Here is a 15,083-nt window from a genome sequence, read left to right on the forward strand (position 1 = left end):
GCGCGGGGCGGGGCGCTCAACCCGTCCCGGGTCGAGCGCAAATTCCCCGTTGCGGAACGGGCGTTACTGCTCGCCCTTCAGCGCGCCGCTCAGGCCGAACATCAGCACCAGCAGGTTGGCGTCCGGTTTGGCTTGCGTCGGCGCCGGTTTGCGCGGCGGGGCGCTGGGGCAGGCTTCGGTGGCGCTGCAGTCGCGGGCTTCCAGCACGCGCGGGGCGGGTTCCTGCCAGGCCGCGGCGGCAATGGCCGTGACGCTGAGGGCGAGGCCGAGGAATAAACCTCGTGCTGTTTCTAATTTCATTTTGATAACCCCTTGAAAGCGCTGCCAAACGCTGTTCGCTAAACCTAGATCACCCACCGTTCGGTCGTGGTCTTGCGCGACGAACGGTCACTGCCTATGGCTGGCACCACCTGGGGGCTGTGCTGGGACACGGGCCAGCCCGGTTGGTTCAATCTGTGTGCGGGTAACGCCCAGGCGTCACCTTTGGTGCCTTTGGGAGCACCCTGTAGCAGCCGGCCTTGGCGGTGGGTAAGCGGGGCCAGAGTGGCGCAGCTGAACCTGCTGCCCGACGCAAAGCTGCGGGGCAGAGCCACGTCCTGGTGAGGGTGGTGCGAAAAGATCGCCCGTAGGCGGCAAACAGATGCCGGCGCTGGGCCGGCATGTATGTTTTTTAAGCAAGAGGCGTACCGTGAATCTCTGGCAGCGTTGTCGACCCCGGCTAGCCCAGGCCATTGGCGCCGCCGGCGAATACCTGGCGATAGCCCTGCAGCAGCTGCTGCCAGTCTGCGTCCGACCAGGGGCTATGGCGCCGCAGCTGGCGCAGGTCGTGGCGCGCGGCGCGTACCCGGCTGAGGCGCCGGCGGCTCTTTTCCAGGTCGAGCAGGGCCACCTGCGGGGCGTCGCCGTCCAGGCGTACGAAGACGTGCTTGGCGTATAGGCAGCCGTGCTGCCAGCGGCCCAGGTGCATGCGCGCCAGGGTGGCGCCGATCTGTTGCAGCAGCTGTGCGTGTCGCGCTTCGCCGCAGGCCTGGCGGCCGCCGTCGGCGTACCAGCTCTCGATATCTGCGAAACCTTCCAGCGCCGCGGTGACCAGCAGGCCGCGCCAGCCCTGTTGCGGGTCGCGTTCGACGCCGCAGTAGATCAGCTGCGGCACGGCCACGCCGAGGGCGTCGAGGGCGCGCAGCGCCTTGCGTTCGCGCAGCACGGTGGGTCGGCCCCTGGGGTGCAGCAGGCTGCGATAGAGGTGGCCGACCTGGCGCTTGGCGTACCAGACCGCGTCCTGCCGTTGCAGGCGCTGCACGCCGCTTTCGCCGCCGCGGCGCTGGTTGGGCTCTTCCACCCATTCGCCGCGCAGTTGCCACCAATGTTGAAAGGCGTGTTGCTGGGTATCGCCAGAGGTGCCGAGGGTCATGGTCGTTGTTCTTCTGCCTGTCTGTCCGGGCTGCCCGCGCCCTCGGGGGCAGCCATTCGGGTGCGCCGGCGCAGCCGACACGGGGACAAACTAAGCAAAGCTCGCGGTCAAGTCCATAGAAAGCTATGCAGCGGTCGGGCGTTTGGCCCCGTGCGCCGCGTTGCGAATTGCACGCTCCGGGGCGCCGGGGCTGGCCGTCGCACCTGGCAATGGACGCGACGGGGCAGGGGGCTCAGTGTGCGCGGCGCACACTGCAGGGCCGTCGCCAATATGTTCTGGCCGCGCGCCGCGACGGCTCGGGGGCGGCCATAAAAAACCCCGCGACGAGCGCGGGGTTCTTGTTACAGCGAGGGAGCCGGGCTGGCTTACATCATGCCGCCCATGCCACCCATACCGCCCATGCCGCCCATATCCGGCATGGGCGGGGCCTTGTCGTCAGCCGCTTCGGCCACCATGGCCTCGGTGGTGATCATCAGGCCGCCGATGGAGGCAGCAGCCTGCAGGGCCGAACGGGTGACCTTGGCCGGGTCGAGGATGCCCATCTCGATCATGTCGCCATAGGTGTCGGTAGCGGCGTTGAAGCCGAAGTTGCCCGAACCCTGCTTGACCTTGTCGACCACCACGCTCGGCTCGCCGCCGGCGTTGGCGACGATCTGGCGCAGCGGCGCTTCGACGGCGCGACGCAGCAGGGCGATGCCGACGTTCTGGTCTTCGTTGTCGCCCTTCAGGCCTTCGATGGCCTGCAGCGCGCGCACCAGGGCAACGCCGCCGCCAGGCACCACGCCTTCTTCCACTGCAGCGCGGGTGGCGTGCAGGGCGTCTTCGACGCGGGCCTTCTTCTCTTTCATCTCGACTTCGGTGGCAGCGCCGACCTTGATCACGGCAACACCGCCGGCCAGCTTGGCCAGACGCTCTTGCAGCTTCTCTTTGTCGTAGTCGGAGGTGGTGTCTTCGACCTGCTTGCGGATCTGCGCCACGCGGGCTTCGATGTCGGCTTGGGCGCCGGCGCCGTCGATGATGGTGGTGTTGTCCTTGTTCAGCACGACGCGCTTGGCGTTACCCAGGTGCTCCAGAGTGGCGCTTTCCAGGGACAGGCCGACTTCTTCGCTGATCACGGTGCCGCCGGTGAGGATGGCGATGTCCTGCAGCATGGCCTTGCGGCGGTCGCCGAAGCCCGGAGCCTTGACGGCAGCGACCTTGACGATGCCACGCATGTTGTTGACCACCAGGGTGGCCAGGGCTTCGCCTTCGACGTCTTCGGCGACGATCAGCAGCGGGCGACCGGCCTTGGCGACGGCTTCCAGTACCGGCAGCAGTTCGCGGATGTTGCTGATCTTCTTGTCCACCAGCAGCAGCAGCGGGCCTTCCAGCTCGGCAACCATGGTGTCCGGCTTGTTGATGAAGTAGGGCGACAGGTAGCCACGGTCGAACTGCATGCCTTCGACGACGGACAGTTCGTTTTCCAGGCCCGAGCCTTCTTCGACGGTGATCACGCCTTCTTTACCGACCTTCTCCATGGCCTCGGCGATGATGTCGCCGATGGAGTTGTCGGAGTTGGCGGAGATGGTGCCGACCTGGGCGATGGCCTTGGTGTCGGTGCAGGGCTTGGCCAGGTCCTTGAGCTGGGCGACGATGGCGCTGGTGGCCTTGTCGATGCCGCGCTTCAGATCCATCGGGTTCATGCCGGCAGCGACCGACTTCAGGCCTTCGTTGACGATGGCCTGGGCCAGCACGGTGGCGGTGGTGGTGCCGTCACCGGCGGCGTCGTTGGCCTTGGACGCGACGTCCTTGACCAGCTGGGCGCCCATGTTCTCGAAGGCGTCCTTCAGTTCGATTTCCTTGGCAACCGAAACGCCGTCCTTGGTGATGGTCGGCGCGCCGAAGGACTTGGCCAGCACCACGTTACGGCCTTTCGGGCCGAGGGTGGCTTTTACCGCGTCGGCCAGGACGTTGACGCCGATGAGCATTTTCTTGCGGGCGGAATCGCCGAATTTGACTTCTTTAGCAGCCATGTTGATCAATCCTCAGAATTCTTGACGGTTAAACGGAGACTGGCGCGAATCAGGCTTCGATGACGGCGAGGATTTCGTTCTCGCCCATCACCAGCAGGTCTTCGCCGTCGACCTTGACGGTGTTGCTGCCGGAGTAGGGGCCGAATACCACCTTGTCACCGACCTTGACGGCCAGCGGACGTACTTCGCCGTTGTCCAGCACGCGACCGGTGCCGACGGCGACGATCTCGCCCTGGTTCGGCTTCTCGGCAGCGGAACCCGGCAGCACGATGCCGCCAGCGGTTTTGGTCTCTTCTTCGCTGCGACGGATCACGACGCGGTCATGCAGAGGACGAAGCTTCATTGTCGATCTCTCCTAACAATTGATGGCCAACTTGCCGACTCTTGTGTGGCCGGCGGGTTTGTAAAATCCGGCGGGGCCGGGTGCGGTGCGCGGTGCACACCGCGAAAGTCTGACTGCCTCGGAGGGCAGGCACCTTGCGGTCACTGCTACATGTGGGCGGGCGAGGGTATTTCAAGGGTCGGGGTGCAAATTTTTTGCATCGGCGAGGGAGGTGGCATCCGGGATGGCTTGGCGCAAGTGCCAGGGCGTGGCTGTCATCTTGTCGGAGTCGGCTGGCTGGCGATCGGCGGGCTGCGGGATCGCCAGCCAGCCGGCTCCTGTGGGGATCGTTGCGGAGCTGCTTCAGTCGCGGCGTTCGTATTCGCCTTCCAGCACATTCGGACGGGGCGCCCCCGGGCGGCTCTGCCCGGCGCGCGCGGCCATATCGTCGAAGAAGGCGCGCTGGCGCAGGGCCTGTTCCTCGGCGCGGCGGCGCAGCATGCCGACCAGCAGGCGGCGGGAGAAGGGAATCAAGCAGAGCACGCCGAAGATGTCGCTGATAAAGCCCGGCAGCAGCAGCAGGCCGCCGCCGACGGCGATCAGCAGGCCTTCGAGCATTTCCTGTTCGGGCAGCTCGCCGCGCGCCAGCTTCTCGCGGGCGCGCCAGGCGGTGGCGACGCCGGCCACGCGCAGCAATAGGCTGCCGAGCACGGCGGTGCCGATCACCAGCAGCAGCGTCGGCAGCACACCGATGGCGCTGCCGACCTGGATCAGCAGGGCCAGCTCGATGATCGGGAACAGCAGGAAGAGAAACAGAAACACACGCATGGGTCGAAGTGTCCTTGGCGGAAGTCGGGCTTCCCGTAGGTTCTTAATATGGGGCGCGGCGCTTAATTCAAGCTGAAACCGCGCCGTCGGTCGGCCAGTGCTCGGCGCGCGCCAGCTGCACCAGGGCCTGGCGCACGGCGCCCGGATTGCCGCACGGGGCGGGGAAGGGCAGCCAGTAAAGGCTCTGGCCTATGCGCAGGTGGAAGCCCTCGCTGTCGATGCCGGCCAGCTGCGCCGGCTCCTGCCCCGGCAGCCCGGCCAGCGCGACGTAGTGGGCGATGGCGTCGGCGTGGTCGGCGTTCATGTGTTCGACCATGCCGGCTTCGCTGCCGTCGGTCGCGAAGGGGTTGGCCAGGGCGACCTCCTCGAGCCAGTGAATGGCGCCGAAACCGCCGATGAAACGCCAGCGCACCGGCTCCAGCCGCCAGAAATCGAAATCATGCGCCCGATGGTAGTCGCGCGATTGGGGGAAAAAGCGGTAATAACGCTGGGCGGCCGCCTCGATTTCGCCTTCGTCACGCAACTGTCGTGCTTCGGCGAGCAGAGTGAGACGGCCGACCGCCTGCACATCCTCTGCGCCGCGCTCGCCGACCAGCAGCGAGCACTTGGCGTCCTGCCCGAGATTATGGGTGTGCTGGGCGATGCGACTGATCAGGATCAGCGGCCGGCCCTCGGCGTCCAGGCAGTAGGGCACCACCGATCCGAAGGGGAAGCCCGGCATGGCCTTGGAGTGGGTGCTGAGCACGCCACGGTATTCCTTGAGCAGCAATTCTCGTGCATGCTTGCCGGCTTTCACGCTCACCTTATGACTCCTCGCAAAGAATCCGTCAGAAACGGACAGGCGCCCTAGCATAGCGGTTCGCAGGCGTCAGCGGGGCTGGTTAATGCTGCACCTTGAGGGGATAACGCGATGCAACTGAAAGATAAAGTCATCATCATCACCGGCGGTTGCCAGGGCCTGGGCCGCGCCATGGGCGAGTACCTGGCGGCCAAGGGCGCCAAGCTGGCGCTGGTCGACCTGAACCAGGAAAAACTCGACGAAGCCGTGGCCGCCTGCAAGGACGCCGGCGGTGACGCCCGCAGCTACCTGTGCAACGTGGCCAATGAAGAGCAGGTGACCCACATGGTCGCCCAGGTGGCCGAGGACTTCGGCGCGATCAACGGCCTGGTCAACAATGCCGGCATCCTCCGCGACGGCCTGACCATCCGCGTCAAGGACGGCGAGATGAGCAAGATGAGCCTGGCGCAGTGGCAGGCGGTGATCGACGTCAACCTGACCGGGGTGTTCCTCTGCACCCGCGAAGTGGCGGCGAAGATGATCGAGCTGAAGAATGAAGGCGCGATCATCAACATCTCCTCGATCTCCCGCGCCGGCAACATGGGCCAGGCCAACTACTCCGCGGCCAAGGCCGGCGTCGCCGCCGACACCGTGGTCTGGGCCAAGGAACTGGCGCGCTACGGCATCCGCGTCGCCGGCGTGGCGCCGGGCTTCATCGAAACCGAGATGACCGGCAGCATGAAGCCGGAAGCGCTGGAGAAGATGACCGCCGGCATTCCGCTGCGGCGCATGGGCAAGCCGGCCGAGATCGCCCACTCGGTGGCCTATATCCTGGAGAACGACTACTACACCGGGCGCATCCTCGAGCTCGACGGCGGCCTGCGTCTGTAATCGCCTGTCGCGCAAACGAAAACGCCCCGACTGGTTCGGGGCGTTTTCGTTTTTGGCAGCTGGTGCGCCGTGGGCACCGCTGCTTTTTAATGTGTGCGAGCGACGGCGAAGCGGCTCAGTTCGACCAGCGCATCGCGGTATTCGCCGGCCGGCAGCGCGTCCAGGCAGGCGATGGCGCGCTCGGCGTAGTCGCGCGCCAGTTGCGCGGTGTAGTCCAGGGCGCCGGCGGCCTCCACGGCGGCGCGGATGCTTTCCAGGTCCTCGATGCCGCCCTTCTGGATGGCGCGGCGCACCAGCGCGGCCTGCTCCTCGCTGCCTTCGCGCATGGTGTAGATCAGCGGCAGGGTCGGTTTGCCCTCGGCCAGGTCGTCGCCGACGTTCTTGCCCAGCTCGGCGGCGTCGCCCCGGTAGTCGAGCAGGTCGTCGACCAGCTGGAAGGCCACGCCGAGGTGGTCGCCGAAGGTGCGCAGGGCTTCGCTCTGCGCCTCGCTGGCGCCGGCCAGCGCCGCGGCGGCATGGGTCGAGGCCTCGAACAGCATGGCGGTCTTGCCGCGGATGACTTCCATGTAGGTTTCTTCCGTGGTGCTGGCGTCGCGCACCTTGGACAGCTGCAGCACCTCGCCCTCGGCGATCACCCGGGTGGCCTTGGAGAGGATGCGCATGACCGGCATGGAGCCCAGCTCGACCATCATTTCGAACGAGCGCGAATAGAGGAAGTCGCCCACCAGCACGCTCGGCGCGTTGCCCCACTGGGCATTGGCGGTGCTGCGACCGCGGCGCATGTCGGACATGTCGACCACGTCGTCGTGCAGCAGGGTGGCGGTGTGCAGGAACTCGATGGTGGCGGCCAGCAGGCGCAGGTCGTCGGCCCGATAGCCCAGCGCCTTGCCGCTGAGCAGCACCAGCAGCGGGCGCAGGCGTTTGCCGCCAGCGGAGATGATATAGTCGCCGATCTTCTCCACCAGCGGTACGCGCGAGACCAGTTGTTGACGGATGATGCCGTCGACGGCGGTGAAATCGTCAGCCACCACGCGGTAGAAAGCCTGGGGTTGCATCGGCGAAAGGTGCTCCTTTGAGGTTGCGCGGCATGCTAGGTGGCGGGGTGGGGGCTGTCAAGGCAAGCGCCGGCGGGCCTTGCGTGGCGTCACGGGCTTGCGTACAATCGCGCACCCTGAACTTCCCCCTGGGCATTTCCCTGCCTTACGCAATTGCAAGGGCGTCACTTCCGGCCCCGAGCAGCCATGCCAGCCAATAACGACTTTTCTAAAGCGCTGGGTGAGCAGGATCAACGGAGATTTACCATGTACGCAGTGATTGTTACTGGTGGCAAGCAATACAAGGTCACCGAAGGCGAATTCCTCAAGATCGAGAAGCTCGAAGTCGCTACTGGCGAAGCCGTGACTTTCGATCGCGTTCTGCTGATCGGCAATGGCGACGACGTTAAGATCGGCGCTCCGGTCGTAGACGGCGCTAAAGTGGTTGCCGAAGTCGTGTCGCAAGGTCGTCACGACAAGGTGCGCATCATCAAGTTCCGCCGTCGTAAGCACCACATGAAGCGTCAGGGCCACCGTCAGTGGTTCACTGAGATCAAAATCACCGGTATCCAGGCCTGATTCGTCGGCCCCGATCCCTTTATAGGAGTATTGACTCATGGCACACAAAAAAGCTGGCGGTTCTACCCGTAACGGCCGCGATTCCGAAAGTAAACGCCTTGGCGTGAAGATGTACGGCGGCCAGGTCATCAAGGCCGGCAACATCATCGTGCGTCAGCGCGGCACCCAGTTCCACCCCGGTTTCGGCGTGGGCATCGGCAAGGACCACACCCTCTTCGCTAAAGTCGAAGGCGTGGTCAAGTTCGAAGTGAAGGGCGCGTTCGGCCGTCGCTACGTGAGCGTCGTCCAGGCTTAATCGCCGGCACGCTGGAGAAGCCCTGTCCCTAGGACGGGGCTTTTTTATTTGTGTATCTTTGGTTCGCTTGCCCGATCCGCTAGCTCTGGATGATCCGGCAAGCGTTCCCTCCAGCCCGCAGGTGACGCGGGAGGCATATCCATGAAATTCGTCGACGAAGTTTCGATTTTTGTAAAAGCCGGTGATGGCGGTAACGGCATGATGGCCTTCCGCCGCGAGAAGTTCATCGAGAAGGGCGGCCCCAACGGCGGCGACGGTGGCGACGGCGGCTCGGTTTTCCTCGTCGCCGACGAGAACCTCAACACCCTGATCGACTACCGCTACACGCGCAAATTCCACGCGCAGAATGGCGAGAAGGGCGGCAGCACCGACTGCACCGGGGCCAAGGGCGAGGACTTGCTCCTGCCGGTACCGGTCGGCACCACGGTGATCGACGCCGGCACCCAGGAAGTGATCGGCGACCTGGTCAAGCCCGGCCAGCGCCTGATGGTCGCCCAGGGCGGCTGGCACGGCCTGGGCAACACCCGCTTCAAGTCCAGCACCAACCGTGCGCCGCGGCAGACCACGCCGGGCAAGCCGGGCGAGTCGCGCGACCTCAAGCTGGAGCTGAAAGTGCTGGCCGACGTCGGCCTGCTCGGCCTGCCCAACGCCGGCAAGAGCACCTTTATCCGCGCCGTTTCCGCGGCCAAGCCGAAGGTGGCCGACTACCCCTTCACAACCCTGGTGCCGAACCTGGGCGTGGTCAGCGTCGACCGCTTCAAGAGCTTCGTCGTCGCCGACATTCCGGGCCTGATCGAGGGTGCCTCGGAAGGCGCCGGTCTGGGCATCCGCTTCCTCAAGCACCTGGCGCGTACCCGCCTGCTGCTGCACCTGGTGGACATGGCGCCGCTGGACGAGAGCGATCCGGCCGAGTCGGCGCAGGTGATCATCGACGAGCTGGGTCGCTTCAGCCCGGCGCTGGCCGAGCGCGACCGCTGGCTGGTGCTGAACAAGATGGACCAGATCCCGGAAGACGAGCGCGAGGCGCGCAAGGCCGACATCGTCGCCCGTCTGGGCTGGCAGGGCCCGGTCTACGTGGTCTCGGCCATCAGCCGCGACGGCACCGAGCGCATCTGCCGCGACATCATGCATTACCTGGAAGTGCGCGGTGAGCGCATCGCCGAAGACCCGCAGTTCGCCGAGGAGCTGGCCGAGCTGGATCAGCGCATCGAAGACGAGGCGCGCGCCCGCCTGCAGGCGCTGGACGACCAGCGTGCGTTGCGCAAGGCCGGGGTACGCAGCGTCGACGATATCGACGAAGACGACTTCGACGACGAAGATGATGACGACGGCCCGGAAATCATTTACGTCCGGGATTAAGCAAGTTTTCAACGCCGCTTAATTGCGGCGTTTTTGTAGGTGGGGCAGGCCCCATCGTTTTCTGGCTAAGGTTGGAAGATCATGCGTGACAAGGTGACCGGCGCGCGGCGCTGGGTGGTGAAGATCGGCAGTGCGCTGCTGACCGCCGACGGGCGCGGCCTGGATCGGGCGGCCATGGCGGTGTGGGTCAAGCAGATGGTGGCCCTGCGCGAGCAGGGCGTGGAGCTGGTGCTGGTGTCCTCCGGCGCGGTGGCCGCGGGCATGAGCCGCCTCGGCTGGAGCAGCCGCCCGAGCGCCATGCACGAGCTGCAGGCGGCTGCCGCCATCGGCCAGATGGTGCTGATCCAGGCCTGGGAGTCGAGCTTCGCCGAACACGGCCGGCGTACCGCGCAGATCCTCCTAACCCACGACGACCTGTCCGACCGCAAGCGTTACCTCAACGCGCGCAGCACCCTGCGCACCCTGGTCGACCTGGACGTGGTGCCGGTGATCAACGAGAACGACACCGTGGTCACCGACGAGATCCGCTTCGGCGACAACGACACCCTGGCCGCGCTGGTGGCCAACCTGGTGGAGGCCGACCTGCTGGTGATCCTCACCGACCGCGACGGCATGTTCGACGCCGACCCGCGGCACAATCCGGACGCCAAGCTGATCAACGAGGCGCGTGCCGACGACCCGGCACTGGATGCGGTGGCCGGCGGCGTCGGCGGCGCGCTGGGCCGTGGCGGCATGCAGACCAAGCTGCGCGCCGCGCGCCTGGCGGCGCGTTCTGGGGCTCATACGATCATCGTCGGCGGTGCCATCGAGCAGGTGCTGGCGCGGCTCAAGGCCGGCGAACGCCTGGGCACCCTGCTGGCGCCCGAGCGCGGCCTGCTGGCGGCGCGCAAGCAGTGGCTGGCCGGTCACCTGCAGACCCGCGGCACCCTGGTGCTGGATGCCGGTGCGGTGAAGGCGTTGAGTCAGGATCGCAAGAGCCTGCTGCCGGTCGGGGTCAAGGCGGTGCAGGGCAGCTTCCGCCGCGGCGAGATGGTGGTCTGCGTCGCCCCGGACGGCCGTGAGGTCGCCCGCGGCCTGGTCAACTACAGCGCCCTGGAGGCGCAGAAGATCATCGGCCAGCCGTCCGACGCCATCGAGAAGCTGCTGGGCTATGTCGACGAGCCGGAGCTGGTGCATCGCGACAATCTGATCCTCGTCTAAGGAGAAAGGCATGCGTCCGTTCAAGGGAGTGGTGCTGGGCCTGCTGGTGCTGCCCGGCCTGGCGCTGGCCGAGACCATCGGCGAGGTGTCCACCGTGTTCAAGTGGGTGGGGCCGAACGACAAGATCGTCGTCGAGGCCTTCGACGATCCCAAGGTGGCGGGGGTGACCTGCTACCTGTCGCGGGCCAAGACCGGTGGGGTCAAGGGTGGCCTGGGCCTGGCCGAGGATCGCGCCGAGGCTTCCATCGCCTGTCGTCAGGTCGGGCCGATTCGTTTCCAGGGCGAGCTGAAGGATGGCGAGGAGGTGTTCAAGGAGCGCACCTCGCTGGTGTTCAAGACCATGCAGGTGGTGCGCTTCTTCGACAGCAAGCGCAATACCCTGGTGTACCTGGTCTACAGCGACCGGGTGATCGAGGGCAGCCCGCAGAACGCGGTGACCGCCATTCCGATCCTGCCCTGGGGTCAGCAGTAGCCAGGGCTGCGCGCAATAAAAAACCGCCCCGAGGGGCGGTTTTTTGTGCGCGGCTCGATCAGGCGCCGGCGTCGAGTTGCAGGCGCTGGTTCGACTGCGCCTGCACTTCACGGTAGCGCTCGGCGTCCTTGGCCAGGACGTCGGCCATGGCCGGGAAGATCTGGTCCAGCTTGCTGCGCCAGTCCGCGGACTGGGCCTGCTCGGGGAAGCAGCGACGGATCAGGTCGAGCATGATCGACACGGTCACCGAGGCGCCCGGCGAGGCGCCGAGCAGGGCGGCGATGGAGCCGTCGGCCGCGGCCACCAGTTCGGTGCCGAACTGCAGGATGCCGCCGTTCTTGCTGTCCTTCTTGATGATCTGCACGCGCTGACCGGCCACTTCCAGGCGCCAGTCCTCGGCCTTGGCCTCGGGGTAGAAGCCGCGCAGGGTCTTCAGGCGCTGCTCTTCGGACTGCATCACTTCCTTGATCAGGTAGCGGGTCAGGTCCATGTTGTCGCGCGCCACCGCCAGCATCGGGCCGATGTTGTTGGGGCGTACCGACAGCGGCAGGTCGAGGAACGAGCCGTGGCGCAGGAACTTGGTGGAGAAGCCGGCGTAAGGGCCGAACAGCAGGGATTTCTTGCCGTCCACCACGCGGGTGTCGAGGTGCGGCACCGACATCGGCGGCGAGCCGACTTCGGCCTGGCTGTAGACCTTGGCCTGGTGCTTGGCCACCACCTCGGGGTTGTCGCAGCGCAGCCACTGGCCGCTCACCGGGAAGCCGCCGAAGCCCTTGCCTTCGGGGATGCCGGACAGCTGCAGCAGCGGCAGGGCGCCGCCGCCGGCACCGAGGAAGACGAACTTGGCCTGGATCTGCCGAGTGGCGCCGGTCTGGGTGTCCTTGACGCTGACGCGCCAGCCGTCGTCTTCGCGCTTGAGGTCGGTGACCTTCTGGTTGCAGGTGACCTTGGCGTCCGCCTGGCTGGCCAGGTAGTCGAGCATCTGCTGGGTGACCGCACCGAAGTTGACGTCGGTGCCGGCCTGCACGCGGGTCATGGCCAGCGGCTCGCCGGGGTCGCGGCCGGGGATCAGCAGCGGCGCCCAGTCGGCGATGGTGGCGCGATCCTCGGTGTACTCCATGGCGCTGAAGGCATGGTGCTGGCGCAGGGCCTCGAAGCGCTTCTTGAGGAAGGCGATGCCGTCCTGGCCGCGCACGAAGCTCATGTGCGGCACCGGGTTGATGAAGGATTTCGGCGAGTTGATCGCGCCCTTGTCGATCAGGTAGGCCCAGAACTGCTTGGACTCCTCGAACTGGGCGTTGATGCTCACCGACTTCTTGATGTCGATGCTGCCGTCGGCGCCTTCCGGGGTGTAGTTCAGCTCGCACAGCGCGGCGTGGCCGGTGCCGGCGTTGTTCCAGGGGTTGGAGCTTTCCACCGCGCCGGACTCGCGCAGTTCCACCACTTCCAGCGTGATGCCGGGATCGAGTTCCTTGAGCAGCACGCCCAGGGTCGCGCTCATGATGCCGGCGCCGACCAGCACCACATCTACGCTTTGGTAATCGTTATGCGCCATTAACCTCACTCCAAGAAATACTGCACCAGATTGACGGCCTGTCGGCCTGCTAGGGCGATGCCGGTGGACTCAGACGCAGAGCCTGGTCGCGCGGCCGGGAGGGTTAAGGCTGGGATTTGCGGACGCAAAACTGTTCATTTATTCGCCACACTCTTGTGAAGTTGTAAAAACCGTTTTTTCACGCTCTTTTGGAGCGGTGAACCTCAAAAGCTCGTCTGCCTCGGCGCGCTTCTAGCCCGCGCAGGTCATGCCTTGCATGGCTGCAATCGGCTCTGCGTATGGGCTTAAAGCGGCTGGCCGGAAACGGCAGCGCGAAGTGGGCGACTCTCTGGGGCGGGAGCGATGACCTAGCATCGGCGAGGTGGTGCGGCCCGATCAGGAGACGTCCTTATAATCGGGGCGCGATTATAGCGGTGAATGAGGCGAAATTGATCGCCCTGCGTGACTTTTCTTCTTCCGTCGGTCAGGCCGCCAACGGCCGGGCGTCTGCTGCATGCGTGACGACCGGTGTGACGCGCACGCCGGCGGGCAGCGGCGCCCCCAGCCAGCAGGGGCGCGACTCGCTCACCTCGACCCAGCCGGCCTGCTGTGGATGCGCCTGCGCCTGACGCAGCGCGCGGCAATGCCCCTGGGCGTCGAGCCAGGCGAAATGACGCAGCGGGCGGCGGGGGCTGAATAGGCGGCGCAGCAGCGACATGGCAAAACTCCGGCGGATGGACTGGCGTCCTTTATGCCGTACGGCGGTGACAGGCTGATGACAGGAACCGCAGGCCGGGGCTGGCAGTCCGATACTGCGAGTGCTGTCGGCGCCAGTCGCCGCTGGGTATACTGCCGGCCACTTTTTCAACCCCTCTTGGAGAGATGAGCATGTTGCACCGCGCGTTGTTCGCCTTGCTTGCCGCCGCCAGCCTGACCCTGGCCGGTTGCGCCCACAGCCCTCAGCAACTCAGCCCGCAACCCAAGCTCACCAGCGCGCTGACCGCGGTCGGTCAGGGCCAGCCGGTGGTGGTTCGGGTGGTCGACGGGCGTCCGTCGCCGAACCTCGGCACCCGCGGCGGCCTGTATCCGGAAACCAGCGCCATCAGCGTCAGCAGCGAAGCCATCCTGCCCAAGCTGCAGGCCGAGGCCGAGGCCGCGGTACGCCTGCTCGGCTTCACTCCGTCGAGCAACGCCTACAACGCGCCGCAGCTGACTCTGACCCTGGCCGAGCTGAAGTACCAGTCGCCTAAGGAAGGCCTGTACGTCACCGAGGCCGACATCACCGCCTCCATCCGCGCCGACGTGCAGGGCGCCAGCCGCCGCTACAGCGGCCGTTACGGCGCCTCGCTGAACCAGCGCTTCGGCATGGCGCCGAACCAGCAGACCAACACCAAGCTGGTCAGCGACGTGCTCAGCGATGCCCTGACCCGCGCCTTCAAGGATCCGACCATTGGTCAGGTGCTGCTGCAGTAACGCAGAGCCCCGACACGAAAACGCCCCGCATTGCGGGGCGTTTTCATTTCTGCGGGCGCTTCAGGCAGCCTGCTCGTAGAGCTCCGGCAGGCTCATGCCGGTGCGGTTGTCGATGTCTGGCAGGTCGTAGTGTTCGTGACCGCCCAGGGCGCAGTAGACCAGCCAGTGGTGGTCCTGCACGTTGAAGGAAAGTTCGTCGACCACTGCGTCCACTTCATCCAGCGAGTCGATCAGGTAGTCGCGATCCAGCGGTTGTGGGTTGAGCATGGCAGGTCCTCCGCGGACATTAAGGGTAAGGCTCCACTGCAGGTCGTGACTGCGTGGTCACGATGAGAGATACAAACCCTAGGCCAGGGATATGACAGTTTTCAGACGATTTCGGGATAGCCGCCGCGTTCGTCGGAAACGAACCTTATAAAACGTGGATTTCAGTACACTGCGCGACGACTTTCGACGGCCGGAACGGGCGCTGCTGCACCTCATTTTCGGCGTGAATCCCCATTCTGGTGCGGCGACGGCGTCGCTGCACCGAGCTGATCCTGAGGTGTTGCATGTCGCTGCAGATGTTGTGGTCGCTGTTCCTCTCCCATCCGGCCGTGGCGATGAATGCGCTGGCATTGTTTTTCGGCCTGGCCGGCGCCTGGCTGTGCCTGATGACCCGCCTGCGCGAGCAGCGCGGCCAGGCCCGCATGCTGGCGCAGGGCGAACTGGAAAGCCTGAGCGCCGAGGCCGAGGCGTGCGACGAGCGCACCCTGCGCATCAATCGCTTCTTCTACCGCTTCGGCGGCGCCTGTCTGGCGGCGGCGCTGCTGCTGTCCTGGTTCAGCACGCGGCTGTAATGGGCGACAGATAGGAAAACGGCAGCCCGAGGGCTGCCGTTTTCCTTTGTGGCGGG

At 65.8% G+C, this 15,083-nt stretch carries 18 protein-coding genes; 8 read left to right on the plus strand and 10 right to left on the minus strand.

The window, feature by feature from the left end; genetic code table 11:
- Positions 1 to 63: 63 nt before the first annotated feature.
- The 6 genes from AC1G9C_RS04360 to AC1G9C_RS04385 all read right to left on the minus strand — a co-directional run bounded on the left by AC1G9C_RS04360 (position 64) and on the right by AC1G9C_RS04385 (position 5,375).
- Positions 64 to 300, minus strand: coding sequence for a hypothetical protein (locus AC1G9C_RS04360; protein ID WP_031303580.1), 237 nt, complete (start codon positions 298 to 300; stop codon positions 64 to 66).
- A 418-nt stretch (positions 301 to 718) separates the two neighbouring features.
- A complete protein-coding gene (locus AC1G9C_RS04365; protein WP_480409548.1) occupies positions 719 to 1,411 on the minus strand; it encodes a lipopolysaccharide kinase InaA family protein in 693 nt (230 codons plus the stop codon).
- A gap of 365 nt (positions 1,412 to 1,776) precedes the next feature.
- The gene (gene groL / locus AC1G9C_RS04370) at positions 1,777 to 3,423 is read right to left on the minus strand and encodes a chaperonin GroEL (protein ID WP_480409549.1); all 1,647 of its coding nucleotides are present in this window, start codon (positions 3,421 to 3,423) and stop codon (positions 1,777 to 1,779) included.
- Positions 3,424 to 3,472: 49 nt separating this feature from the next.
- Entirely contained in the window at positions 3,473 to 3,766 is a 294-nt protein-coding gene (locus AC1G9C_RS04375) for a co-chaperone GroES (protein ID WP_021445335.1), read from the minus strand.
- Between the two features lie 342 nt (positions 3,767 to 4,108).
- Complete coding sequence (locus tag AC1G9C_RS04380) at positions 4,109 to 4,573, minus strand: FxsA family protein (protein WP_480409550.1); 465 nt, start codon at positions 4,571 to 4,573, stop codon at positions 4,109 to 4,111.
- Between the two features lie 67 nt (positions 4,574 to 4,640).
- The gene (locus AC1G9C_RS04385; protein ID WP_480409551.1) at positions 4,641 to 5,375 is read right to left on the minus strand and encodes a HugZ family pyridoxamine 5'-phosphate oxidase; all 735 of its coding nucleotides are present in this window, start codon (positions 5,373 to 5,375) and stop codon (positions 4,641 to 4,643) included.
- 108 nt (positions 5,376 to 5,483) lie between these two features.
- On the opposite strand from AC1G9C_RS04385, the gene AC1G9C_RS04390 reads away from it, so the two are divergent.
- Positions 5,484 to 6,242, plus strand: coding sequence for an SDR family oxidoreductase (locus tag AC1G9C_RS04390; protein ID WP_480409552.1), 759 nt, complete (start codon positions 5,484 to 5,486; stop codon positions 6,240 to 6,242).
- 86 nt (positions 6,243 to 6,328) lie between these two features.
- On the opposite strand, the gene AC1G9C_RS04395 is transcribed toward AC1G9C_RS04390, so the two are convergent.
- Positions 6,329 to 7,297, minus strand: a complete 969-nt coding sequence (locus AC1G9C_RS04395; protein WP_122109035.1) for a polyprenyl synthetase family protein — start codon at positions 7,295 to 7,297, stop codon at positions 6,329 to 6,331.
- A 246-nt stretch (positions 7,298 to 7,543) separates the two neighbouring features.
- Between AC1G9C_RS04395 and rplU the strand changes: the two genes are divergently transcribed.
- The 5 genes from rplU (at position 7,544) to AC1G9C_RS04420 (ending at position 11,181) form a co-directional block, all read left to right on the plus strand.
- Positions 7,544 to 7,855, plus strand: coding sequence for a 50S ribosomal protein L21 (rplU, locus tag AC1G9C_RS04400; protein WP_021445340.1), 312 nt, complete (start codon positions 7,544 to 7,546; stop codon positions 7,853 to 7,855).
- A gap of 37 nt (positions 7,856 to 7,892) precedes the next feature.
- Positions 7,893 to 8,150 (plus strand): 50S ribosomal protein L27, encoded by a 258-nt coding sequence (gene rpmA, locus AC1G9C_RS04405; RefSeq protein ID WP_031303584.1) that lies wholly within the window; start codon positions 7,893 to 7,895, stop codon positions 8,148 to 8,150.
- Between the two features lie 141 nt (positions 8,151 to 8,291).
- The gene (gene cgtA / locus AC1G9C_RS04410) at positions 8,292 to 9,509 is read left to right on the plus strand and encodes an Obg family GTPase CgtA (RefSeq protein WP_021445342.1); all 1,218 of its coding nucleotides are present in this window, start codon (positions 8,292 to 8,294) and stop codon (positions 9,507 to 9,509) included.
- A gap of 81 nt (positions 9,510 to 9,590) precedes the next feature.
- Positions 9,591 to 10,709 carry a glutamate 5-kinase gene (gene proB, locus AC1G9C_RS04415; RefSeq protein ID WP_122109036.1) on the plus strand — a complete coding sequence of 373 codons (1,119 nt, stop codon included), beginning with the start codon at positions 9,591 to 9,593 and terminating at the stop codon, positions 10,707 to 10,709.
- 10 nt (positions 10,710 to 10,719) lie between these two features.
- The gene (locus AC1G9C_RS04420; RefSeq protein ID WP_457787935.1) at positions 10,720 to 11,181 is read left to right on the plus strand and encodes a CreA family protein; all 462 of its coding nucleotides are present in this window, start codon (positions 10,720 to 10,722) and stop codon (positions 11,179 to 11,181) included.
- A 58-nt stretch (positions 11,182 to 11,239) separates the two neighbouring features.
- On the opposite strand, the gene mqo is transcribed toward AC1G9C_RS04420, so the two are convergent.
- Together mqo and AC1G9C_RS04430 are read right to left on the minus strand one after the other, a co-directional pair.
- Entirely contained in the window at positions 11,240 to 12,736 is a 1,497-nt protein-coding gene (gene mqo / locus AC1G9C_RS04425; RefSeq protein WP_021446067.1) for a malate dehydrogenase (quinone), read from the minus strand.
- A 463-nt stretch (positions 12,737 to 13,199) separates the two neighbouring features.
- Positions 13,200 to 13,433, minus strand: a complete 234-nt coding sequence (locus AC1G9C_RS04430) for a hypothetical protein (protein ID WP_021446066.1) — start codon at positions 13,431 to 13,433, stop codon at positions 13,200 to 13,202.
- Positions 13,434 to 13,603: 170 nt separating this feature from the next.
- Here AC1G9C_RS04430 and AC1G9C_RS04435 point away from each other — a divergent pair, with 170 nt between their 5' ends.
- Positions 13,604 to 14,188: a YajG family lipoprotein gene (locus AC1G9C_RS04435; protein ID WP_021446065.1), complete on the plus strand. Its 585-nt coding sequence runs from the start codon at positions 13,604 to 13,606 to the stop codon at positions 14,186 to 14,188.
- 60 nt (positions 14,189 to 14,248) lie between these two features.
- Here the strand turns inward: AC1G9C_RS04435 and AC1G9C_RS04440 are convergent, their stop codons facing one another.
- Positions 14,249 to 14,455: a hypothetical protein gene (locus AC1G9C_RS04440; RefSeq protein ID WP_021446064.1), complete on the minus strand. Its 207-nt coding sequence runs from the start codon at positions 14,453 to 14,455 to the stop codon at positions 14,249 to 14,251.
- 284 nt (positions 14,456 to 14,739) lie between these two features.
- Here AC1G9C_RS04440 and AC1G9C_RS04445 point away from each other — a divergent pair, with 284 nt between their 5' ends.
- The gene (locus AC1G9C_RS04445) at positions 14,740 to 15,027 is read left to right on the plus strand and encodes a hypothetical protein (protein ID WP_457787934.1); all 288 of its coding nucleotides are present in this window, start codon (positions 14,740 to 14,742) and stop codon (positions 15,025 to 15,027) included.
- Positions 15,028 to 15,083 lie beyond the last annotated feature (56 nt).

The sequence above is a fragment of the Pseudomonas sp. ABa2 genome, assembly GCF_056676075.1.